This is a genomic window from Flavivirga algicola (assembly GCF_012910715.1).
Taxonomy (GTDB): Bacteria; Bacteroidota; Bacteroidia; order Flavobacteriales; family Flavobacteriaceae; genus Flavivirga; species Flavivirga algicola.
In genome coordinates this window covers 27115-50033 of sequence record NZ_JABBHF010000001.1, presented here as the reverse complement: position 1 = coordinate 50033, position 22919 = coordinate 27115, and the positions used below count along the sequence as shown (strand labels likewise).

The window sequence follows — 22919 nt, the reverse complement described above, 5'->3', positions numbered from 1 at the left end:
TTCAAATCAAGAAATACGTTTAACCAAGTCTTTTTCTAACTCTACTTAAGGTTTCAGGGGTTATTTTGAGGTAAGATGCTATTAGCTTCTGAGGAAATGTTTGAAGCAATTCAGGTTTGTTTTCCAGTATGTAAGCATACTTTTCATCTGGAGTGTAGTTATTATCAAAAAAGCTCACTCTGGTAGTAGATTCTTCTAGAATTCTCATTAATTGTAAAAACGTCTGAGATTTGCCAATAAGTTTATGTGCAGATTCTATGGATAGTTTATAGATAATACTGTCTTCAAAAGCTTGAATGATATGTTTTGAAGGTTGTCTAGACGAAAAGCTTTTATGATTGAGGGCCCAATCATTTTCTACACTAAGGTCAATAATGTGGATATTAAGATCTGTATCAGTATAATATTGATAAAAACTTCCAGAAACCACAAAACAAGCAGAAGAGCAGATGTCACCTTCGTTAAGTAGAATGTCATCTTTCTTCAATTCTTTAAGTTGAAGCTCTTGTTTTAGTAGTTGCTGTTCTTCTTTGGAAAAAGAACCTATTGAACTTAGGATTTTTAGGAATGATGAATGTACTGACATGTTTGTAAATGTAATCTAGAACTAGTCCTTTGTCAAAACTAATTAGCCGTTTTAGTTAATTCACACCAAATTTCTGTTCCAGGTGAAAAGTCTTCTTGTCTTCCAGATTTCAACATAATTAAATATTGAATTTCTTCTTCTTTTGATTTTAATCTAGGAATTGTAAATATAATTTTTCTCTTTTCAAAAGAACCATTAGGTAGACGCAATTCAGCATATTCTGGAATTTCATGGCTATTAAAGAACGAAATAGGTATCATAGGGAGAAATATTAAACCTCTTTTATTACCCATATTTATAATTTTTTCTATGGTTAGTATCTTTTGCATTTTCTAAAGAAAAGTTTGTTATTTTGTTTAACAATCACTCAAATGTACTCCAACCGCCAAACCACCTTCACTGGTTTCTTTGTATTTGGTATTCATATCTTTGGCAGTTTCCCACATGGTTGAAACGACTTTATCTAATGGGACTTTTGCATTTTTAGGATCCGTATCCAAAGCCATTTCGGCAGCGTTTATAGCTTTAATAGCCCCCATGGCATTACGTTCAATACATGGTATTTGTACCAATCCGCCAATAGGGTCGCATGTTAATCCTAAATGGTGCTCCATAGCTATTTCTGCTGCAACAAGCACTTGTTCTGGAGTGCCTCCCAAAAGCTCGCAAAGTGCTCCAGAAGCCATGGCCGATGATACCCCTATTTCTGCTTGACATCCCCCCATGGCAGCACTAATTGTAGCCCCCTTTTTAAAGATGCTCCCTATTTCTCCTGCGACTAATAAAAAACGCTTGATATCTTCAAAATTGGCATCATGATTTTCGATCACCAAATAATACATTAAAACTGCTGGGATAACTCCTGCACTTCCATTTGTAGGTGCAGTAACAACTCTTCCCAGGGATGCATTAACTTCGTTTACGGCAAGCGCAAAACAACTTACCCATTTTAAGATTTGTCGAAACTTAACTTCAGTATCTCTTATGGCATAAATCCACTCAACAGGGGTTGTATATGTAGTACTACCTTTTAAGCTCTGATGCATATCGAAAGCACGACGTCTCACATTTAACCCACCAGGAAGACTTCCTTCTGTGTGGCAGCCTATGTACATGCATTCAAGCATGGTATTCCAAATACGCTTTAATTCTTTATTTATGTCTTTTTTGGAACGAATCGATTTTTCGTTTTCCAAAACAACTTCAGAGATGGGTTTGTTCAAGGTCTCGCAAAATTGTAAGAGTTCCGTGCCTTTTTCGATAGGGTAGGGAAAAGAGCACTTAATTTCAAAGTTTTTCTTAGAGTTTTCAAGGGTTTCTTTAACTACAAAACCCCCTCCAATAGAATAAAAAGTCGATTTTATGTGCTTCCCGTTTATGGAAGCAGTAAAAGTTAATCCGTTTGAATGAAACGGTAAAAAGGTTTTATGGAACACAACATCTGTTTCTATATTAAAAGCTATAGTTTTTTCATTGTTAAAGTTTAATGTTTTGGTCTTTTTTATTTCAGAAATAATAGAAGTAATGGTTTCTGTGGGAATCGTTTCAGGGTCAAAACCACTTAATCCAAGCATAACGGCATAATCTGTTGCATGCCCTTTACCTGTTAATGATAAAGAACCATATAAATCAACTGAAATAGATTCAACTTTATCAAATTCACCTGTATCTTTTAACTCCGTAATCCAACGCTCTGCGGCTCTCCAAGGGCCTAAAGTATGGGAACTAGAAGGTCCAATACCAATTTTTAGCATGTCAAAAACAGAAATACACTCCATAAAATTGTTAAATCGTTATAGTAAAGCAAATATAAATGGTTTCAAATCAAAAGAAGTCCCTTTTTCTATTTAGATGCGATTCAATAAATGACAGCTTGTCAGTATTTTTCAAATGGCATAATGATTGACTATTACAAACCGAGTTTAACAAGAACATTGAACACAAATAAAGTATAAAATATTATGAGTAAAATTATTGGAATTGATTTAGGAACAACCAACTCTTGCGTTTCTGTAATGGAAGGTAACGAACCTGTTGTAATCCCAAACGCAGAAGGTAAGCGTACAACTCCATCTGTGATTGCTTTTGTAGAAGGAGGAGAAATTAAGGTTGGTGATCCAGCTAAACGTCAAGCAGTAACAAACCCAACCAAAACGGTTTATTCTATCAAACGTTTTATGGGTAATAAATACTCTGAATCTAAAAAAGAAGCAGAACGTGTACCATATACAGTAGTAAAAGGAGATAACGATACACCTCGCGTAGATATTGATGGTCGTTTATATACACCACAAGAATTATCAGCTATGATTCTTCAAAAGATGAAGAAAACAGCTGAAGATTATTTAGGTGCAGATGTTAATGAGGCTGTGATTACAGTTCCTGCTTATTTTAACGATTCGCAGCGTCAGGCAACAAAAGAAGCTGGTGAGATTGCTGGTTTAAAAGTTCGCAGAATTATAAACGAACCTACGGCTGCAGCTTTAGCTTATGGTCTAGATAAAAAAGGACAAGATCAAAAAATAGTTGTTTTTGATTTTGGTGGTGGAACCCATGATGTATCTATCCTGGAATTAGGAGATGGTGTATTTGAAGTATTATCTACCGATGGAGATACGCATTTAGGTGGTGATGATGTTGATGAAAAAATCATTAACTGGTTAGCAGACGAATTTAAAGCTGAGGAGTCTATGGATTTAAGAGAAGATCCCATGTCTTTACAACGTTTAAAAGAAGCTGCAGAGAAGGCTAAGATTGAGTTATCATCGTCAGCACAAACAGAAATTAACTTACCATATATTACGGCAACAGCAAGTGGGCCAAAACACTTAGTGCGTACATTAACACGTTCTAAATTTGAACAATTAATAGACGATTTAGTAAAACGTACAATAGAGCCTTGTCAATCAGCTTTAAAAGCTGCAGGTTTGTCAAAAAGTGATATTGATGAAGTTATTTTAGTAGGTGGTTCTACACGTATTCCTGCTGTGCAAGATGCTGTTGAAAAGTTCTTTGGTAAAGCCCCTAGTAAAGGTGTAAATCCAGATGAGGTTGTATCATTAGGAGCAGGTATACAAGGAGGTGTTTTAACAGGAGATGTAAAAGATGTATTGCTTTTAGATGTAACGCCGCTATCACTTGGTATTGAAACAATGGGTAATGTATTTACAAAGCTTATTGAAGCCAATACAACCATTCCTACCAAAAAATCGCAAGTATTCTCTACGGCTGCAGATAATCAACCATCAGTTGAGATTCATGTATTGCAAGGAGAAAGAGCTATGGCAGCGGATAATAAAACTATTGGACGTTTCCATTTAGATGGTATTCCACCAGCAAGGAGAGGAACACCACAAATTGAAGTAACTTTTGATATTGATGCTAATGGTATCATCAAAGTAAGTGCTGAAGACAAAGCAACTGGTAAGAAACAAGATATTAGAATTGAAGCCTCTTCTGGTTTAACGGAAGAAGAAATTGAAAAAATGAAAGCGGATGCTGAAGCGAATGCAGAAGCAGATAAAGCAGCAGCAGAAAGTGCTCAAAAATTAAATGAAGCCGATTCTATGATTTTCCAAACAGAAAAATTATTGGAAGAGTCTGGTGATAAATTATCTGAAGATAATAAGTCTAAGATTGAAGGTGCGTTAGAAGAATTGAAGAAAGCTTATGAAACAAAAGATCTAGCAACCATCCAGCCAGCTTTAGATAATATTAATGAGATTTGGAAAGCTGCAAGTGAAGAGATCTATAAAGCGCAAGCTGCAGAAGCACAACAAGGTGGTGGTGCTCCGGGACCTGATGCTAGTCAAAATGGACAGGGAGAAGAAGGAAGTGATGTGGAAGACGTAGACTTTGAAGAAGTCAAGTAGCTTGTCCTGAGCGAAGTCGAAGGGTAGACTTTGAAGAAGTGAAATAAGCCTGTCCTGAACGACTTGTATTGAGTGAAGTCGAAATAAGTAGAAGGATCTTAATATAAAAAACTATGAAGTCGAAAGACTGAAGCAAGGAGTAAAACGCAACCATTATAGGTTGCGTTTTTTTATTATCAATAATGGGGTGAATGGTTATTCAATTGAGATGAAAAAATTTCCATAAAAATCTGTCATAGCCATTTGGTTTGTTATATCTATTCAATAGAATGTAATAAAAATCACTATTTCTAGTGATAGGGATTTACTAAAAAAGGGGGTAGGAGTTTATGCAATGAGGCTGTTATATTGAAAAAACCAAATCATTAAATAAAAACCAAATGAAACACCTACTACAATTACCCTTACTACTTTTATGCATTGTTATTAGTTCTAAAGCAATGGCACAACAAAACAAAACGATGTATATTTTTGGCCACAGTCTTATTGTACATGATCCACCAGCGATATCGACCCCGAGTAATGAAACGACCGTTCCGCATTGGTTACACTTTTTAGCTGGTGAAGCAGGAAACTCTATTGCTGTAAGTGGGCAATATGGTTTTTTAGAACAGCATGATGATCTACCTCCTATTTCTCAATGGGGGTTTGATCATGTAGCGCCAGCTTGGGAATCGGATACAGAAAACTTTACTGACGCAAATTTTGATACTTTTTTGTTAACCGCAGGATCTCATATTCAAGGTCAGCCCGCTAACGTTAATTATTATAATAGTAATGTATCACCTTTGTCTGCAACTTTAACTATTTTAGATTGGATTGATAATCAGGAACCAGGGGCTGTTACTTATATTTATGAGAATTGGCCAGAATTAGCCATTTTTACAGATCATAATCAAGGATTTCCACCAACATCAGAGGATCTTGAAAATTATCACGAACGCACATTGGGATCCTTTCATGATTGGTGGATTGAATATCAGGATTTTGTTCATGCCGCACGTCCAAATGAAAATATTAGAATGATTCCTGTTGGCCCAATAATATCTAAATTGTTAACGGAAACAAACCTGGATCAAATACCTGCTTTAGATTTATACGAAGATTCTGCTTCACACGGCAGACCAACCCTTTATTTTTTAGCTGGTTTAATAACTTATATGGCTGTCTATGAAGAAAAAGCTCCGTCTACATATACAATTCCCAATACAGTAAATTCCTTAGTACAAGATAATTTTCAGAGTACTATAGATTTTATTTGGAATGAATTATTGGCCTTTAATTATAGTGGAGGAAGTAGTCGCGTTTTTGCTAATAATGTGCTACATGTTATCTCCAACGATTCTCAAACCAATAACATATCGGTAGTTCCAAATCCAGCAAAAAACTTTGTGGATATTATAAGCAATCATTCAGATTACAGTGTAGATTTGTTTGATGTAAAAGGCATAAAAATAAATATAAGCCCAGAAATGACTCATAACAGGGTTGATATTTCAAATCTACCAGATGGATTGTATTTCTTGAAAATAAATATAGATGGAAATCAGGTCGTTAAAAAGATTTTAAAGAGCTAGCTGTTAATAATTATTTTGATCCAAACGCAACTAATTGATAATCTATCACTTGGTTGCGTTTTTTTATTAGTGTGAGGTGATAATTTTTTAATCGCAATAAAACTGATACTTTTGATGGAAATATAGTAAGGGCATGTCATTTTCATCACAAATAAAATCCACTTATCAACCTAAACGTTTAGCTGTAAAACTTAATGCTAAAGGAGAACAGTTTGTTATTAAAAAGCACCCTTGGGTTTTTTCAAATAGTATCGTTAAAATTAATGATGGAGCAAGAACAGGAGATTTAGCAATTGTCTTTAGTAAAAATAAAAACAAGGTTATAGGCTTGGGCCTGTATGATGCCGATTCACCCATTCGTATTAAAATAATTCATAGTAGTACCTCAAAAGCAGAAATAAATGCTGATTTTTTTCATAAAAAAATAGAAGAGGCCTATAAAAAACGATTTGAGCTATTACAGACAAACACGACAAGTTATCGTTTATTATTTGGAGAAAACGATGGGTTTCCTGGTTTAATTGCAGATGTTTATGACACTGTTTTAGTAGTAAAATTATATTCTGAAATTTGGCTACCGTATTTAGAATCTATTTTAAAAAGTTTACAAGTAGTTTCTAACGCTTACACCATAGTTATTCGTTTAAGTAGGGGGCTACAACAACCTAAAAACCATCAATTAAAAGACGGCGATGTGGTTTACGGTGTGCTGGAAAACGAAGTGGTTCAGTTTATCGAACATCATGTGAAATTTTCAGCGAATGTGATTAAAGGTCATAAAACAGGCTATTTTTTAGACCATCGAGCTAATAGAAAGCAAGTGGGTGCTTGGAGTAAAGGTAAAACAGTTCTGGATGTTTTTTCCTATGCGGGAGGATTTTCGGTTCATGCATTATACAATGGAGCGAAAGAGGTAACCAGTTTAGACATAAGTAAACAAGCACTAGAAATTGCCTTACAAAATGGAAAACTAAACGACTATATTGGTAAACATAAAACTATTGCAGGTGATGCTTTTAAATCGCTTAAAGAACTCATAAAAAACAAGATCACTTTTGATGTAGTTGTTATAGATCCTCCAAGCTTTGCAAAACAAGCTTCCGAGATAGAATTGGCTAAGAAGAAGTATGCCCAATTAGCCGAACTAGGAATCAAGCTAACTGCTAGCAAAGGACTTTTGGTCTTAGCATCTTGCTCATCAAGGGTCCAGGCACAATCATTCTTTGATATTAATCTATTCGTATTAAATAATCAATCACGACCATTTGAAAATATTTTAAATACATATCATGATATAGATCACCCTATTAGTTTCCCTGAAGGTGCTTATTTAAAATGCGGATATTATAGATTCGGTAATTAGTTTGTTTAAAAACAGAAAGGTTTCACAAGAATGTGCCTTTTTCGTCGGTGATTACCAGAATAGATTTATCATTATTTTTTATTTTGACTTTATATTCTTGCTGTAAAGTATCCTTGTTGTAATGATATCTAATAAGATATGCATCTTCAACAATTCCCCAATTTGGAAAACGTTTCGATATAGCTTGCATAACCTCCAATGGTAATCTCACATTGTTATACTTTTCTTTAGTTCTTATTATTTTTCCATGTTTATCATATGCAGCAACTATTTTACCTTGAGGAACGTTAAAAGATACTTCGTAAACCTCATTTATATCATCGTAAAGCTTAGAGAGTTCCTTATGCTCGTAGTTTAGAATTTCATCTTCTAACCTTTTAACACGTTCAGGCATATTGTCAAAACCTGTAGCATCTAAATATTTGTAATTTAAAGAAATGACTGTGTTTGATAATTCAATTGTTTGCGAGTAGGCTTGGATGGTAAGTCCAAAAATAAATAAACCAAGAAGTATTTTTTTCATGACGAACTATAAATTGAGTTATTGGTAGCTAAAATTAACTATGCACGCATAATAAAACAATGATAAAAGTCATAATACCAGATATTTATAAGTAAATTTTATGTCGTTTGTCCAACTAATTGAATCTCAGTTACTATGCATGCATAATATTTGCTATATTTGTTCAAACTTTTATTAATGGCTACTAAACTTACCAAATTACTAAGTATAAAACACCCTGTGATACAAGCTCCCATGTTTTTGGTGTCTAATGTTGCTATGGTGACAGAGGCTATGAAAGGAGGCATCGCAGGCTGTATTCCTGCATTGAACTACAGAACCCTTGAAGAATTACGAGCAGCAATAAAAGAATTGAAGTCCAATAAAGTAGAAGGCGGATCTTTTGGATTTAACTTAATTGTTAATAAATCGAATGTTAAATATAAAGGACAATTAGAGGTGCTTTGTGAAGAAGGTTGTGATTTTATTATTACATCTTTAGGAAGCCCAGAGCAAACAATTAATCAAGCACATAAAGTTGGTATAAAAGTTTTTTGTGATGTGGTTGATTTAAAGTTTGCAAAAAAGGTTGAGCAACTTGGAGCAGATGCTATTATAGCTGTAAATAATCAGGCAGGTGGACATCGAGGTGATATATCGCCAGAAGATTTAATTAAAGAATTAAGTACAAACTGCAACATTCCCATAATTTCTGCGGGAGGTGTTGGAACGAAGTCAGATATAGATAACATGCTGGGTTATGGAGCAGCTGGCGTATCGGTTGGAAGCCCCTTTATTGCATCTATAGAGGCTAATGTTACGAATGAATATAAGCAAGCTTGTGTTGATTATGGGGCCAAGGATATTGTCATGACCGAGCGTATTTCAGGTACACCTTGTACCGTTATTAATACGCCATACGTTCAAAAAATAGGGACTAAACAAACTTGGTTAGAGTCCATACTAAATAAAAATAGAAAACTAAAAAAGTGGGTGAAGATGATTCGGTTTTCCATAGGTATGAATGCAACAAAAAATGCGGCGACCAAAGCCACTTATAAAACGGTATGGGTTGCAGGCCCTAGTATAGAACATACTAAAGAAATCCTACCAACAAAAGACATTATAAACCGCTTGGTTAATTAACGAGGGCAATTTTAGCAAGTTTTTTATTTTTGTTTTTTCCAACAAACAAGCTAATGGTCGCACTCGCTGTTAAACCACCTAAAGAGGTTGCAGCTAACTCACCAGTATCAAAACGATTATTTTCTTTACTGCTATCTAAAACCTCTTTAGTCAAACCAGCTAATGTTGAGGAGCCCAAGCTATACCAAAAAGCCTTTTTCTTGTTTTTTGTAGCAGAGTATACTACGGTATATGTGGTTGCAGATATGAGAGCTCCAACTCCAAAATGTAATTTATGGTCGGATGTGATAGACTGAGAACTACATAACCCTGTGAAAGACAGTAATATAATTGTAATAATTGTTTTCATTTAAATGATTGGTTTTTAGTTTCTTGAGTGTAATTTTATATAATATTTACAATAAGATTCATAAATACCTGATGAAATACTGTTTTATTTGATTATAAGCTAATATCTTTAACATAATAGCTACATTTGAGGAGTATTTTATAATTATTATTATGCAAATTAAAACCGAATCACAACTTCGCGAGTTATATGGTTTTCCCAGTGGAAGAGCTAAGAACAAAGGACTTTCTAGCTTAGAAAAGCATACGATGCATTTTATTGAAAGATCTCCATTTTTAGTAATGTCTACATCAAATAAAGCAGGTGAATTAGATGCGTCTCCAAGAGGAGGCATCCCCGGTTTTGTAAAGGTGATTGGTAAAACAGAAATAGTGATTCCTGATGCCAAGGGAAACAATAGACTGGATAGTCTTATCAATATTGTAGAAACAGGAAAGGTTGGCTTATTATTTTTGATTCCAGGAGTCGATGAAACTTTAAGAATTAATGGCCAAGCTTCTATAAGAACTGATGCTGAATACCTAAATTTATTTGCCTCAGAAAATAATCCGCCAAAAACATGTATTGTTGTTACAATTGAAGAATTATTTTTACATTGTGCCAAGGCTTTTATGCGTTCTAGGTTGTGGGATGAAAAAGCTAAAATTGATAGGGGTTCATTTCCAACAATGGGGCAGATGTTAAAAGATCAGTTGGGGGGGAGTGAAACTCCAGAATCTAGTGAAGCTATGATTAAACGTTACAAAAAAGATTTATAAGATTTATTTATGAAAACAAGGAAATTAGGGAGCAAAGGATTTGATGTAAGCGAAGTCGCTTTAGGGTGCTGGCAATTGGGGGCAGATTGGGGAAACTCAATAACCGAGGAAAAAGGTTTGGCTATATTAGAAACTGCGGCTAACAATGACATTACTTTTTTCGACACAGCAGATGTTTATGGTGATGGAAAAAGTGAAACGCTTATAGGTGAATTTTTAAAAAATACAGCTAAAAGCATACAAATAGCCACTAAGTTTGGTAGGGCTGCTGATGCTTATCCAGATAAATATTCCAAAGATGTTTTACGTAAAACAGTTGAAGGTTCTTTAAAACGTTTGGATGTTAATACTATCGATTTACTTCAGCTGCATTGTGTGCCCGAATCATTGCTGCTAGAAGGAGATATATTCCATTGGCTTCGTGATTTAAAAAACGAAGGACTTATTAAAAATTTTGGAGCGAGTGTAGAAACTGTTGAGCAAGGCTTGATGTGTTTGAAGCATGATGACATCCTTTCGTTACAAGTTATATTTAACGTTTTTAGACAAAAATTAGTTAAAGAATTATTACCTCAGGCTCAAGAAAAGGGCGTTGGTATTATTGTAAGGTTACCATTGGCTAGTGGTCTACTGACAGGAAAATTTAATAAGGACACAACATTTCCTGAAGACGATCATAGGAATTATAACAGAAACGGAGATATGTTTAATGTTGGAGAGACATTTGCGGGGTTGCCTTTTGAGAAAGGTTTAGAGTTTGTGGATACCATTTCCAATACGATTTTACCAGAAGGTTTATCGATGGTCGAATTAGCATTGCGTTGGATTTTAGACCATGAGGCCGTTAGCTGTGTTATTCCAGGAGCTAGCTCTGTAAAACAGGTTTTATCTAATGTAGAAGCCTCTAGTTTAGAACCTTTGTCTGCCGAAATACATCAAGCACTATCAAAATTGTATACGGAAGATGTTCATCAGTATATTAGAGGTGTGTATTAATTATAAAAATGATATATTTGAGTATTATTTAAAGGTTTAATTAAAGTAGATAATAAGGAATTGTGTTAAAATCACAAGCTGTCGCGCAACTGTAAGTAATATTATAAATTATTAAAAGCCAGATACTTCCCTTTAAAAATGACAAATGTGCTTTCGCGATTTAAAGCCAAGTCAAGACGAATAAAATTACAGACAAGCTTAATTTGTTAAGGATATTGTTGGTGTCTTGCTTCTTTTTATCTCTGCACAAAATATAGAAGCAATGAAAGTAAAATCAAAAACCTTACAGGGACCATTAAAATGTTGGGATATTTATGCTATGTATTTAGCGGAGCAAGCTGCTAATTTTGAAAAGCAAAATGATTTAGAAGTTTTAAAAACGTATAAAACCAAGTTTGATTGGTTTTTTGATGTTGAAGAGATACTTAACAACAATGAATTTGAAGCTCTGGTGCTTACCGATTTTAAACAAGAAATTAAGTGGGTAAACAAAGGGTTTACAAAAATGACAGGATATTCCTTTAAAGATGCATTAGGAAGAAAACCTAATTTTTTACAAGGTGAAAATACTTCTCTCAGGACTTTAAACAATATACGTAACTATTTAAAAAGAGAGGTTCATTTTAAAGAAAGTATTATTAATTATAGAAAGAATGGAGAGATGTATCATTGTAGTATTGAAGTCTACCCTTTAAAAGATAATAATGATATTACGACACATCTTCTAGCTTTAGAAAATGAGATTAGACTTTACTAGAACCTATTTTATTGGCAAATAAAATTCTGTTTTTAATTTATGAGGTTCTACACGCTCAGGGTTGCTAATGTATTTTTCTCTAACAACGTCATCGCGCAACTCGAAATCATTATTTAACAGCCAATCATTAAAAATATAATCATAAACATTGGCAAAATATTCATAGCTTCCTTGGTATAAAAATACCGCAAACTTGCCACCTTTAAGTGTTTTAACACCAATGTTGCCAGTGGCTTTGGCATTTTTATGTATGATTAAACAAGAATCATATCTAATTTTATCCTCGTCGGTTACTTTTGGATCATCATAAGGCAAACCTATATGTTCTATACCAGCGGTAAATAGTTTTTGTTCTTTTACTTGTTTCCAGAGTTTTTTCCAAGTACCTATATAATCCAATGATTGGTAGGCGCCCTGCATACGGATGTAGATACATTTTTTATCTTCTAGATCTATAATTTTTGGCTTTTTTATATTTAAATTTTGATTGTGTTCTGTACTGGAAATTGCTTCCATGGTGTACGATTTTTTAATTGTAAATAATTTGTTTTTACGATACGCAGTTGGAGATACTCCAAAATGATTTTTAAACTTTTTAGAGAATGACGATGGTGTTTCATAACCAACATTATAAGCAATACTTTCAATATCTAAAGACGTATAACGAATCATTTTAGCAGCTGTTTCTACACGCGTTCTGGAAATATAGGTTCCAATGGGTTCTCCTAAAAGCGCTCTACTAATACGATGAAAATGAAACGGAGAAAAATGTGAGATCTCAGCCAGCGTTTTTATGTCTATTATATTGTCTAAATTATTATGTATATATTCTATAATAACATTTAGTTTTTGTTCATAAAAAGCCCTGTTGGTTGGTTTCTTTGTCATTTTTAAAGTATTGATGTTGATAATGTATTTGTGAATAAATGTATTAACTTTCCTAAAGTTGCCAATGTGGTTAAAATAGGAATATTTTGTTAATGTTTATACCTCATTTTTTGATATCAAGTTGAAAACGCAATACAGTTTTTAGCCTTTCTTCGGATACTTTTCTAAAATCGGAAAGATAAATCTCTCGATGAATTTTAGATTGGCGATTTAATCCTTGGTCATTGGCGAATGCTTCCATCTTTTTAAAAGTTGCAGCTTCATTATCATAACTGCCTATATGTAGTGCTTGGATGCATTTTCCTTCGGTTATTTTTTTAAACTCTAAACTGTTTAAAAGTTTATGCGGTTTTTTCTTTTTGGTAAGTTCCAGCATGTCATTAAAGAAATCGTAGTCTATAAAACCAGGTTGCCTAATCATCAAATCAAAAACAAGATCGTCTTTATTTATTTGTCCATTAAAGTTTTTCTTGGCTTTTTCAGAAATATCCCAAACGCCCTCTAAAGGGTAAACAGTCCAATCTTGATATTTTGAAGGTTTTTTATCTACTGTTTTTAGTGTCATTTTTATCGCATAAGATACACTATACAAAACGCCTATACATTCTGCAAAAAATAGACTGTTAGGATTGCCTTCACCACTAAGGGTTATAAAACTATATTCTGGAATATCTACTAATTCTGGAGTTTCTTTTGGTAGATAAGTCGCTTTTTCCTTTTTTCTCCATTCGTATTTCATAAATGTTAAATTTTTAAACCATAAATATATTTACAAGAAGGGAGGAAAACTTTTCCAAACTTGCTGAATGGTAATTATTAAGGATTGTGTGTAACTTTTTATGGTTATTGTGCGTCTTACTTTTAATTAAAAAAGTATAAGGCAAATTAATTAAAGACTTAAACCATGAAATCAAATTCAAATTATCTATTATTTAGAAAGCGTATTTTACCACTTTCTTTATTATTTGTGTGCAGCATATGTTTTGCTCAAACTAAAGTAGAACAAATCGACAAACTTATAAGTATGTATAAGGCCTATGGGAAATTTAATGGTTCTGTTTTGGTATCAAATCAAGGTAAGGTTATTTATAAAAAAGGCTTTGGGATGGCCAATATGGAATGGGACATTGCCAACCAACCAAACACAAAACATCGGTTAGGGTCTATTACCAAGCAATTTACAGCAATGCTTATTTTGCAATTGGCAGCCGAAGGAAAATTAGATTTACAGGAACCTATTACAAAATACCTTCCGGATTACCCAAAAGAGAGCGGCGATAAAATAACAACACATCATTTATTAACACATACTTCTGGAATACCTAACTACACAGCATTTCCAAAGTTTTTTCAAGAAGAAAGCCGTAACCCTTACACGCCCGATGAGTTTGTAAAAAAGTTTCAAGATAAACCATTAGATTTTTCACCAGGAGAAAAGTTTAACTATAGCAATTCTGGGTATTTTCTTCTAGGCGTTATTATTGAAAAATTATCTGGGAAAACTTACGAGCAGATGCTTCACGACAAAATTTTTATACCACTAAAAATGAATGAATCTGGTTATGATAATCATAGAGATATTTTAAAAAATAGAGCTACAGGTTATCAAAAAAGTGGCAATAAACTTATTAATTCAAATTATTTAGATATGTCAATCCCTTATGCGGCAGGGTCTATGTACTCAACCGTTGAAGATTTATATAAATGGGATCAGGCTTTATATACCAATACCATATTGCCAAAAGCCTACATGGACCTGTATTTTAAACCTTATATATCTGCTTTTGGTAATAATCATTATGCTTATGGTTGGGGAGTGGGGTATAGCAAAATTGGAAAGTCTACAGATAGTATTTATACCATAGGTCATGGAGGAGGGATTAATGGATTTAATACCAATATTTCCAGGACACCTTCAGATAAGTCATTAGTAGTCCTTTTAAACAATACAGGAGGTGCGCCACTTAATCAAATAACCAATGCTATTCGAGGTATTTTATATGACAAGGACTATAATTTGCCTAAAAAACCAGTAGCAAAAGAGCTTTTAGGTGTTATAGAAAATAAAGGTATTAATGCAGGAATAGCACATTATAATGTCATTAAGGATTCTGAAGCTTATGATTTAAACGAAAGGGAAATGAATGAAATTGGTTACCAATTAATGGGGGCTGGTAAAGTAGATGAAGCAGCAAAAGTATTTAAGCTTAATATTGATGCATTTCCAAAATCATCCAATGTTTATGATAGTTATGCAGAAGCCCTGATGAACTTAGGAAAGAACGATCTGGCTATTGAGAATTATAGAAAGTCTGTTGAACTAAACCCTAACAACCAAAGTGCTATAGAACATTTAAAAAAGTTAGGAGCTGATATTAGTGATTTGGTAAAAGAAGTTATTGTACCTGAAGATATTTTAGAGACCTATTTAGGAAAGTTTGAACTCATGCCAGGTTTTATTATTACCATAACAAGAGAGGGGCGTCAATTAAAAGCGCAAGCTACAGGGCAGCCAGTATTTGATGTTTTTCCTAAATCTAATCATGTGTTTTATTTTAAAGTTGTTGAGGCGCAACTCACCTTTAATAAGAATGAAGCTGAAGTCGTAGATAGTGTAACACTTTTGCAAGGCGGGAGGGAGATTACAGGTAAGCGATTAGAGGAATGATTTAAAACTATTAAATGGAATATTTATGAACACTTTCTAATTTTAGAGAGTGTTTTTTATTTACAAAGTGTTGGTATATTTGAAACTAAGATTAAGTACATATTGTTTTTGTATCTGAAAAATATAAAACAATGAACTCATTTTGATTTTTTGTTTTTAACCGAAAATGAGTTGAAATTTAACCAGAAGAGGCATTTTTTGAAGCTCATAGCAGTGCTACGGACAAAAAAAGTAACGAAATATGGGTGAATTTCGGCCATTTTTTAGGAAATAGAAGAAGTCAAGATGAGTTCAATAATATATAACTAAAAATTCATGCAAGACGAGGAAAAAAATATTCATTATAGAGCCCAGGCAAAAAAACTCTATAAGGAGGCTTTGCAACAGATAAACGAATTGGTTGAAAGTACATCCAATTATATTGACCTTTTCCATGACTTAGATCATATGTTGGGCAGTACAAGAGAAAAATCAAGAGCGGCCTTTGGTGATGACTTTTGGAAATATCAAGAAACAATCCATAACCTTATTGAAGCGCACACGGAAGAAGCCTATAAAACTGCTGCCGAGAAATGGCGTCATGATCCGCAGCTTAGAGACAAACTTTTCAATTTCTTTATGAGCCCATATAAAAGACCCGATAATCCATATAGTGGGTTAAGGACTCGGTATGATCTGATTGCCCGATTGGAAGATGAAGCATCTACAGAGATGGTATTTAATCAAGTGCTCGAAACTTATAATATGGGAGTTGAAGAAGATATAGACCTTTCCGCTTTCTATGGATTGGTATATCTATCAAACATACCTAAACATAGATCAAGAGTTATAGAGCTTCTTAGGAATGGTTTTTTTACAGTTATTTCCAATACTGAAGATGACGACCTGGTTAATGACCGAGTATTTATTTGTATAGGTCGTTCTTTGGCCATGATAGAAGAGAAAACTACGGTTTCTGAAATTTACAATGCTTTTATTTTTGCCTCAGATAAAGATCAACATTATGAAATGAATGTAGCAGCCTCATACTTAGCTCTTAATCTTGTAGCATTGGATTATACTGGACCAATTGATGCTTTACACAATTTCATTAAGGAATTTGAAAAAAACTATAAGGGCGATAGCTTTGTTGTACGTGTTCAATATGCGCTTTGGGTGCTTGCCAATGATGGAGAAAAAGCCCTGGAATATTTAGAAGAGAAGTCCCATACAAAAAATCTAGGATTAGTTGCTTCAGCTCTAGCAGACCTAGATTATAAAAGTGGCTTAAAGACATTACAAAAATACCTGCTCGAAATAAAGAATGATGTAACCTATGAAGTTTTTAAAGAGGCTATTACTAGGTTACAAAATCAAATTGGTAGGCCATTAAATGAAAATCGAATGGTATGGTTATTCGGGTTTTTACCACGTGTAGAAATTGCCTTGGGTGATGAATCGGATAACGAATTTTTGCATAGAGCAAAACTACGTTCGGAAGAGGTTATGGACTATTATGAAGTTTTTGAAGTTGATGATAGTGCTCCAGAAGATTTGTAATGAATATGTTCCATATGCACTAAAAAGCCTTTTTCCATTTTTTGAAATTGTCTCCTTCTACAAAACCTGAATGACTTTCTAAAATATTCAAAAAAGGAGATAGTTTATTTTTTTCAGAATTGTCAGGCATCGAAAAAGCAAAATCTAGAGCGATTTCAGCTGTAAGACCTGGAGAAGCTCCCCAGTTAAGTAACTTATCAAGCCATTTAAGGTTCTTATCATTGGGCGTACTATGTGAAACTAGATAACTTGCTGGAGTTTGAAAAAGCTTGCTAACGGTGTTTACAGTATTTATGGTATTTATATCTGCTCCTTTTTCAACAAGTTTCTGTGAAATCTCTTCAAGTTGAAATCTACTCGCCATAAAGATGGCAGGATCCCCCAAATACCATGAGGTATACTTCCTTTATCTAAACCTTTTAAAATTCTGGACGTTGCTATCTTTTCACTTTCAACGTTCCAACTTCCCCAGTTCATCAAGTAATAATTAACATCACAAATATTATCTTCCATAGATGCGTGGCATGTTCTCATATAATCAGAACCAGTATCAAAAAAATCTCTTTGCAGGTGTTTATATATTTTATCCCACCAAGCGTTATATGCCTCCTCCATGTTTTTATACTTAATGGATACTTCTTTCTGCCCGTTTTCACTAAAGATCAAATGATGTTCTTTTATCTGGATATTAAGAGAGTTATTATATAAACCGAATAGCTGTAAAGGTAATTTGGAGACTGTAAGATGATCCATTTATAATTTTTTTAGTAGCTAAAAATACTACAAACGAACTTAGTAGGTACTTATTTTATGAAAAATATTTTATGCTATTCATTATGTTCTTAATAGCTAATATCAATATGTAAAACAGCAAGAATGGCATATTAATTGAAAATATCAATACCTAGTTTTGTAGCATCACTCCCTATTAAAAATGTATGCAATACGACAAAGACTTAAAGTCAGAACACAAAGATTTATTTATTCAAGCAAGAGAATTTTTATTATCTTTTGAAGGTATCATAGAAGCGAAAAAAGAAAGAATCACAACTTATTTTAACGCAAAAGGAGGAATTTGTCATATGAGAACCATGCCTTATGGCATTGATTTAGGTTTTTTAAAAGGAACAAAAATGAAAGATGATTTAGGGTTGCTCACAGGCAAAGGAAAAGCTATAAGGGTTTTGCCTCTAAAAGAATTGGATAAAAAGGCCATTGAATATTATATAAAACAGGCCATAGTAATAAACTCAAAAAAATAAGTGACTTATACTGAAATTATTGAATACCTCTATGACTTGCAAGACGCATAAAATGTACGAATGTTTCATTATCCAAGGACAAAATATGGAAATCCTACAACTAACAATTCTTAAACTAAATTTTTGACCAATGCTACGTTAACCTCATGGATACCATCAAATGGTATTATATTTATACCATTCCCAAATAACTCATAGGCTCTTTTTGTTTCAATAGCCATACGTTCTTTATTTAAATAAGCATCATTTTTTCCATAAATCAGAGATACTTTAGCTTTTAAGAACCCTAAGTCTTTAGCAATCAATTCTTTTGGGATGCCTCCTGAATGCAGGACGAGTTGATTGCATTGTAATTTTCTTCTAACCACGTAGCGAACTGCTATGCTGACACCTTGTGAATATCCAAAAACGATTAATTTTTTACTATTTGGAATGTTTTCAGCTTTTAAAACAGCATCTAAATAAGACATCACGTTTTCGGTTTCTGCCAATGTATTTTCTTTGGTCAACCAACTGGCACCTACATGTTTAAAATTAGCATGTAAATAATACTTGCTACTTGCCTGTGGTGCGATAATATAGTTTTCTTCAGCATCTAGCTGCTTAAAATATTTTAAAAAATATCGGCTCAAATACCCCATACCATGGCAAACCAACCAGACATGTTTTGTTTTACTAGTTAATGAATTTAACGTGGAATAGGTATTTGTTATTTGATAAGATATTTCTTTTTCACTAGAATTCATTTGTTAAACTGGTTTTGTACTTTTGTTTCGCACATTAAAAGTAAATTATTCTATGCAATTATCTAAGGAAAAAGTCTTAGCCCAAGCAAATGCCGCTTGTAAAAATACTTTAATGGAAACCTTGAGTATTGAAGTTATAGATTATGGGGATAATTTTTTAATAGCTAGAATGCCTGTAACCCCCAGAGTACATCAACCAGATGGTGTATTGCATGGTGGTGCCACTGCTGCTTTAGCAGAAAGCGTGGGTAGTTTTGCATCGCATGTTTTTATAGATACAGAAAAATTCTTCGTACGGGGAATAGAAATTACAGCAAATCATATAAAGAGTATTAAGGAAGGGTTTGTTTATGCCAGGGCTACTTTTTTACATAAAGGCAGAACGACGCAATTATTAGATATACGAGTTACTGATGAAGCAAATAATTTGATTTCAATTTGCAAATTATCTACGATTGCCTTACCTAAAAAGAAATAGTTAATGACGTTGGATTTTTTTTTTAAACGTATTGAAACGCAATACCAGAATGAATTACCTTTTGTTGTATATAGAAAACCAAATAAAAATCGGATAAATGCTTTATTGCAACAAAGTAACGATCTACATTTTACAAGTGATTTTTTAGAAAAAGGATTTGTGTTTTCTCCTTTTGATAATGCTAATAAAACAGTTTTAATACCTTTAGAAAGTTCCGAAAGCTTATATGTAAACACCATTACCACTGCTGATTTTACAGCATACCAAAAAGAGAAAAAAGAGAGCTACCAAATAAGAGATCGTACAGAAGAAAAGCAACAACACATTAGTTTGATTAAAAAAGGTGTAGAAGCTATAACTAATAATCAATTTAAAAAGGTGGTGCTGTCCAGGCAGGAAGTTCTAACCATAACAGATCCCGACCCATTATCTATTTTAAAGGATCTTCTAAGTACATATGTTTCTGCATTTGTGTATTGTTGGTATCACCCTAAAGTAGGACTATGGTTGGGAGCAACACCAGAAACGTTAATAAAGATTGAAGGCAATCAATTCTCAATTATGGCACTAGCAGGTACACAGGACTATAAAGGAACTTTAGATATTGTTTGGCAGGATAAAGAAAAACAAGAACAACAATTTGTTACCGATTTTATAATAGATAATTTAAAACCTGTGGTTGCGAGCTTTAAAGTATCAGATACAGAAACTGTAAAAGCTGGAAATTTACTGCATCTAAAAACAATGATTTCTGCTCGATTAAAATCAGGATCAAATTTAAAAGAGATTGTATCTGTGTTACACCCAACACCTGCAGTTTGTGGCTTGCCAAAGCAGGATACTAAACAGTTTATTTTAGAGAATGAACCCTATGACAGAACATTTTATACAGGTTTTTTAGGAGAAATTAATATGGAAACCAAATTAGAATCAAGATCTGCAAAACGTAATATTGAAAATAGGGCTTATACCATCAATAGAAAAAGTACACGATTGTATGTAAACTTAAGGTGCATGCAATTAAAGAATACCGAAGCGATTATTTATGTTGGTGGGGGTATTACAAAGCATTCCGATCCAGAAAAAGAGTGGGAGGAAACGGTATCCAAATCTTTAGTCATTAAAAATATTTTGTAGTTGGATGCTCTTGTCTATTTAAAAATCGGGAAAACAAAAATGAAGCCAGATCTGGATTAAAGAAAGCCATCCAGGAATATAATGAGGGGGAAACTTATAAGTTCTTTGTGTACGGATATAGGCTTGTTTTTTGTTATAAAAATCTATGATTTCTAACTTTTTAATACTCGAAGCTTTATTGTGTTCGATATAGAGCAGACTTTCCATGATATGTCGTTTTTGTCTAAAAGACTCACTTTATTTCATCTTTTAGATATTAGATATCACAAATGTATCTCATGTATTAATTGTTAGCTTTTCCAATCTTGCTGAATACATTTACTGAGGGTTCTTAATTGTAAAAAAACATATTGCATATTTCTAACTAAGTTTCGTAATAGTAATTAAAAGCGTTTTGTAGCTAAGTATTTCTACCTATTTCTTATTTTTGCGATTAGATTACTACCACATGATTTATCCAAAAATCCCACTAGCACAAACCGTTGTACAGTTATGTAAAGCAAAAGGTGTTAAGCATATTGTTATTTCTCCAGGTAGCAGAAGTGCACCATTAACCATTGGTTTTTCTAATGATGATTATTTTAAATGTTATAGTATTGTAGATGAGCGTTGTGCAGCTTTTTTTGCCTTAGGAATTGCTCAGCAATTAAAAGAACCAACAGCCGTTGTTTGTACATCTGGTAGCGCATTATTAAATTATTATCCTGCTGTTGCAGAAGCATTTTATAGTGATATTCCTTTAATTGTTCTATCAGCCGATAGACCAAAGCATTTAATTGGCATTGGGGATGGCCAAACCATCAACCAGAAAAATGTCTTTGAAAATCATGTTTTGTATACATCAAATTTAAAACTCGATTTAAAAGAAGACGATGTAAATGGAGTAGAAGAGGTTCCTATTTTTCAAAATTTAGAAAATAAGGTTGAGACTTTACTTGGGTTAAAGAAAGGAATTCAAGAATATAATGAAGAAGCAGTCGATGCGGCCATAAATATAGCACTTGTTAAAAAAGGACCTGTACATATTAATGTGCCGTTTGACGAACCATTATATGAAGTGGTCAATGAGCTGTCTGTGAAACCAAAAGTGACCATAGCTGAAAAAAAATTATTGCAGGTTGATGATTCTCTTTTAGAAGATTGTGTTAAAGATTGGAATGCTGCTTCAAAAAAGATGGTACTTGTTGGAGTTAACCAACCTAACCAGATAGAGCAGCAATGGTTGGAGACCTTAGCCGCAGATGATAGTATTATCGTGTTTACAGAAACTACATCAAATTTACATCATAAAGCCTTTTTTCCAAGTATAGATAAACTAATAGCTCCTTTAAACGATGAAGGGTTTGAAAAACTTCAGCCAGATATTTTACTCACATTTGGAGGCTTGATAGTTTCAAAAAAAATTAAAGCCTTTTTGAGAAAATATAAACCAGAACAGCATTGGCATATCGACCAAAACAAAGCAAACGATACGTTTTTTAGTTTAAATAATTTTATAAAAACAACGCCCAATTATTTCTTTTCTAAATTGTTACCTAAAACAGCTCCAATAAAAAGTGATTATTATCCTTATTGGAAATATACACAAGAATCGAGGCTTGTTAAACATGATGATTACTTAAATAGTATAGGTTTTAGTGATTTAAAAGCGTTTGATAGTATATTGAAATCCATTCCTAATGATACAATCTTACAATTGGGAAACAGCTCTACTGTGCGATACGCACAATTATTTGACTTAAATAAAACATTAGAAGTTTTTTGTAATAGAGGGACTAGTGGTATAGATGGATGTACAGCTACTGCTATTGGTTGTGCGGTTGGAAACAACAAACAAACAACATTAATTTCGGGCGATTTAAGTTTTTTATATGATAGTAATGCGCTTTGGAATAATTACATCCCTAATAATTTTAGAATTATAGTCATCAACAATCAAGGAGGAGGCATTTTTAGAATTCTTCCAGGGCATAAGAACACAGAAAACTTTGATACCTATTTTGAAACATACCATCAATTAACAGCAGAGCACTTGTGTAAGATGTACGGTTTTAAATATGAAGCTGTTTCAGATGAGGCTGCGTTAAAAGCGTCATTAAATTCATTTTATTCAGAAGATAACCTGCCCAAGTTATTAGAGGTTTTTACCCCAAAAGACCTTAATGATGAAGTGCTTCTAAATTATTTTAAGTTTATTGGGTAAAATAAAATGTAACAGGTTTCTATTTTTTGCGTCTAAAAAGCAGCTATATTTAAAACAATTATTAATATTTTACTAACACATATTATAAACAT

23 protein-coding genes and 1 riboswitch are annotated in these 22919 nt (G+C 33.3%); of the genes, 13 read left to right on the top strand and 10 right to left on the bottom strand.

What is annotated here, in order from left to right; translation table 11 throughout:
* Positions 1-19 precede the first annotated feature (19 nt).
* The 3 genes from HHX25_RS00205 to HHX25_RS00195 are packed head-to-tail and all read right to left on the bottom strand — an operon-like array spanning position 20 to position 2364.
* Positions 20-586 carry a Crp/Fnr family transcriptional regulator gene (locus tag HHX25_RS00205; protein WP_169668854.1) on the bottom strand — a complete coding sequence of 189 codons (567 nt, stop codon included), beginning with the start codon at positions 584-586 and terminating at the stop codon, positions 20-22.
* 38 nt (positions 587-624) lie between these two features.
* The gene (locus HHX25_RS00200; RefSeq protein ID WP_169668852.1) at positions 625-915 is read right to left on the bottom strand and encodes a hypothetical protein; all 291 of its coding nucleotides are present in this window, start codon (positions 913-915) and stop codon (positions 625-627) included.
* A 27-nt stretch (positions 916-942) separates the two neighbouring features.
* Complete coding sequence (locus HHX25_RS00195) at positions 943-2364, bottom strand: L-serine ammonia-lyase (RefSeq protein ID WP_169668849.1); 1422 nt, start codon at positions 2362-2364, stop codon at positions 943-945.
* A 183-nt stretch (positions 2365-2547) separates the two neighbouring features.
* On the opposite strand from HHX25_RS00195, the gene dnaK reads away from it, so the two are divergent.
* From dnaK to HHX25_RS00180, 3 genes are all read left to right on the top strand, one after another.
* Positions 2548-4458, top strand: a complete 1911-nt coding sequence (gene dnaK / locus HHX25_RS00190; RefSeq protein ID WP_169668847.1) for a molecular chaperone DnaK — start codon at positions 2548-2550, stop codon at positions 4456-4458.
* A gap of 380 nt (positions 4459-4838) precedes the next feature.
* Complete coding sequence (locus HHX25_RS00185) at positions 4839-6035, top strand: T9SS type A sorting domain-containing protein (RefSeq protein WP_169668839.1); 1197 nt, start codon at positions 4839-4841, stop codon at positions 6033-6035.
* Positions 6036-6168: 133 nt separating this feature from the next.
* Positions 6169-7398 (top strand): class I SAM-dependent rRNA methyltransferase, encoded by a 1230-nt coding sequence (locus tag HHX25_RS00180; protein WP_169668837.1) that lies wholly within the window; start codon positions 6169-6171, stop codon positions 7396-7398.
* 22 nt (positions 7399-7420) lie between these two features.
* On the opposite strand, the gene HHX25_RS00175 is transcribed toward HHX25_RS00180, so the two are convergent.
* Positions 7421-7921 (bottom strand): nicotinate-nucleotide adenylyltransferase, encoded by a 501-nt coding sequence (locus tag HHX25_RS00175; RefSeq protein ID WP_169668835.1) that lies wholly within the window; start codon positions 7919-7921, stop codon positions 7421-7423.
* 177 nt (positions 7922-8098) lie between these two features.
* Here HHX25_RS00175 and HHX25_RS00170 point away from each other — a divergent pair, with 177 nt between their 5' ends.
* The gene (locus HHX25_RS00170) at positions 8099-9046 is read left to right on the top strand and encodes an NAD(P)H-dependent flavin oxidoreductase (protein WP_169668833.1); all 948 of its coding nucleotides are present in this window, start codon (positions 8099-8101) and stop codon (positions 9044-9046) included.
* On the opposite strand, the gene HHX25_RS00165 is transcribed toward HHX25_RS00170, so the two are convergent.
* Positions 9039-9395, bottom strand: coding sequence for a hypothetical protein (locus HHX25_RS00165; RefSeq protein WP_169668831.1), 357 nt, complete (start codon positions 9393-9395; stop codon positions 9039-9041). The two genes, HHX25_RS00170 and HHX25_RS00165, sit on opposite strands and share 8 nt — an antisense overlap.
* Positions 9396-9547: 152 nt before the next feature.
* Between HHX25_RS00165 and HHX25_RS00160 the strand changes: the two genes are divergently transcribed.
* The 3 genes from HHX25_RS00160 (at position 9548) to HHX25_RS00150 (ending at position 11906) form a co-directional block, all read left to right on the top strand.
* Positions 9548-10153, top strand: coding sequence for a pyridoxamine 5'-phosphate oxidase family protein (locus tag HHX25_RS00160; protein WP_169668829.1), 606 nt, complete (start codon positions 9548-9550; stop codon positions 10151-10153).
* 9 nt (positions 10154-10162) lie between these two features.
* Positions 10163-11149, top strand: a complete 987-nt coding sequence (locus HHX25_RS00155) for an aldo/keto reductase (protein ID WP_169668827.1) — start codon at positions 10163-10165, stop codon at positions 11147-11149.
* 14 nt (positions 11150-11163) lie between these two features.
* Positions 11164-11297, top strand: a riboswitch (cobalamin riboswitch).
* Positions 11298-11411: 114 nt separating this feature from the next.
* On the top strand, positions 11412-11906 hold the full coding sequence (locus HHX25_RS00150) for a PAS domain-containing protein (RefSeq protein ID WP_169668825.1): 495 nt from the start codon (positions 11412-11414) through the stop codon (positions 11904-11906).
* 3 nt (positions 11907-11909) lie between these two features.
* Here HHX25_RS00150 and HHX25_RS00145 read toward each other — a convergent pair whose 3' ends face one another.
* Both HHX25_RS00145 and HHX25_RS00140 read right to left on the bottom strand, forming a co-directional pair.
* Positions 11910-12794: an AraC family transcriptional regulator gene (locus HHX25_RS00145; protein WP_169668823.1), complete on the bottom strand. Its 885-nt coding sequence runs from the start codon at positions 12792-12794 to the stop codon at positions 11910-11912.
* Between the two features lie 103 nt (positions 12795-12897).
* The gene (locus HHX25_RS00140) at positions 12898-13533 is read right to left on the bottom strand and encodes a GyrI-like domain-containing protein (protein WP_169668821.1); all 636 of its coding nucleotides are present in this window, start codon (positions 13531-13533) and stop codon (positions 12898-12900) included.
* A 165-nt stretch (positions 13534-13698) separates the two neighbouring features.
* Here HHX25_RS00140 and HHX25_RS00135 point away from each other — a divergent pair, with 165 nt between their 5' ends.
* Positions 13699-15462, top strand: a complete 1764-nt coding sequence (locus HHX25_RS00135; RefSeq protein WP_169668819.1) for a serine hydrolase — start codon at positions 13699-13701, stop codon at positions 15460-15462.
* A 315-nt stretch (positions 15463-15777) separates the two neighbouring features.
* Positions 15778-17001, top strand: a complete 1224-nt coding sequence (locus tag HHX25_RS21110) for a hypothetical protein (protein ID WP_205957964.1) — start codon at positions 15778-15780, stop codon at positions 16999-17001.
* Between the two features lie 19 nt (positions 17002-17020).
* On the opposite strand, the gene HHX25_RS00125 is transcribed toward HHX25_RS21110, so the two are convergent.
* Both HHX25_RS00125 and HHX25_RS00120 read right to left on the bottom strand, forming a co-directional pair.
* Positions 17021-17365, bottom strand: coding sequence for a hypothetical protein (locus HHX25_RS00125; protein WP_169668817.1), 345 nt, complete (start codon positions 17363-17365; stop codon positions 17021-17023).
* Positions 17302-17754 carry a hypothetical protein gene (locus HHX25_RS00120; protein ID WP_169668815.1) on the bottom strand — a complete coding sequence of 151 codons (453 nt, stop codon included), beginning with the start codon at positions 17752-17754 and terminating at the stop codon, positions 17302-17304. Before HHX25_RS00120 ends, HHX25_RS00125 begins: the two co-directional genes overlap by 64 nt.
* A gap of 185 nt (positions 17755-17939) precedes the next feature.
* Between HHX25_RS00120 and HHX25_RS00115 the strand changes: the two genes are divergently transcribed.
* Positions 17940-18263 carry a DUF1801 domain-containing protein gene (locus HHX25_RS00115; protein WP_169668813.1) on the top strand — a complete coding sequence of 108 codons (324 nt, stop codon included), beginning with the start codon at positions 17940-17942 and terminating at the stop codon, positions 18261-18263.
* 110 nt (positions 18264-18373) lie between these two features.
* On the opposite strand, the gene HHX25_RS00110 is transcribed toward HHX25_RS00115, so the two are convergent.
* The gene (locus HHX25_RS00110; protein ID WP_169668811.1) at positions 18374-19009 is read right to left on the bottom strand and encodes an alpha/beta hydrolase; all 636 of its coding nucleotides are present in this window, start codon (positions 19007-19009) and stop codon (positions 18374-18376) included.
* A 52-nt stretch (positions 19010-19061) separates the two neighbouring features.
* On the opposite strand from HHX25_RS00110, the gene HHX25_RS00105 reads away from it, so the two are divergent.
* The 3 genes from HHX25_RS00105 (at position 19062) to menD (ending at position 22827) form a co-directional block, all read left to right on the top strand.
* A complete protein-coding gene (locus HHX25_RS00105) occupies positions 19062-19487 on the top strand; it encodes a PaaI family thioesterase (protein WP_169668809.1) in 426 nt (141 codons plus the stop codon).
* Between the two features lie 3 nt (positions 19488-19490).
* Positions 19491-20624, top strand: coding sequence for a chorismate-binding protein (locus HHX25_RS00100; protein ID WP_169668807.1), 1134 nt, complete (start codon positions 19491-19493; stop codon positions 20622-20624).
* Positions 20625-21072: 448 nt separating this feature from the next.
* Complete coding sequence (gene menD / locus HHX25_RS00095; protein ID WP_169668806.1) at positions 21073-22827, top strand: 2-succinyl-5-enolpyruvyl-6-hydroxy-3-cyclohexene-1-carboxylate synthase; 1755 nt, start codon at positions 21073-21075, stop codon at positions 22825-22827.
* Positions 22828-22919 lie beyond the last annotated feature (92 nt).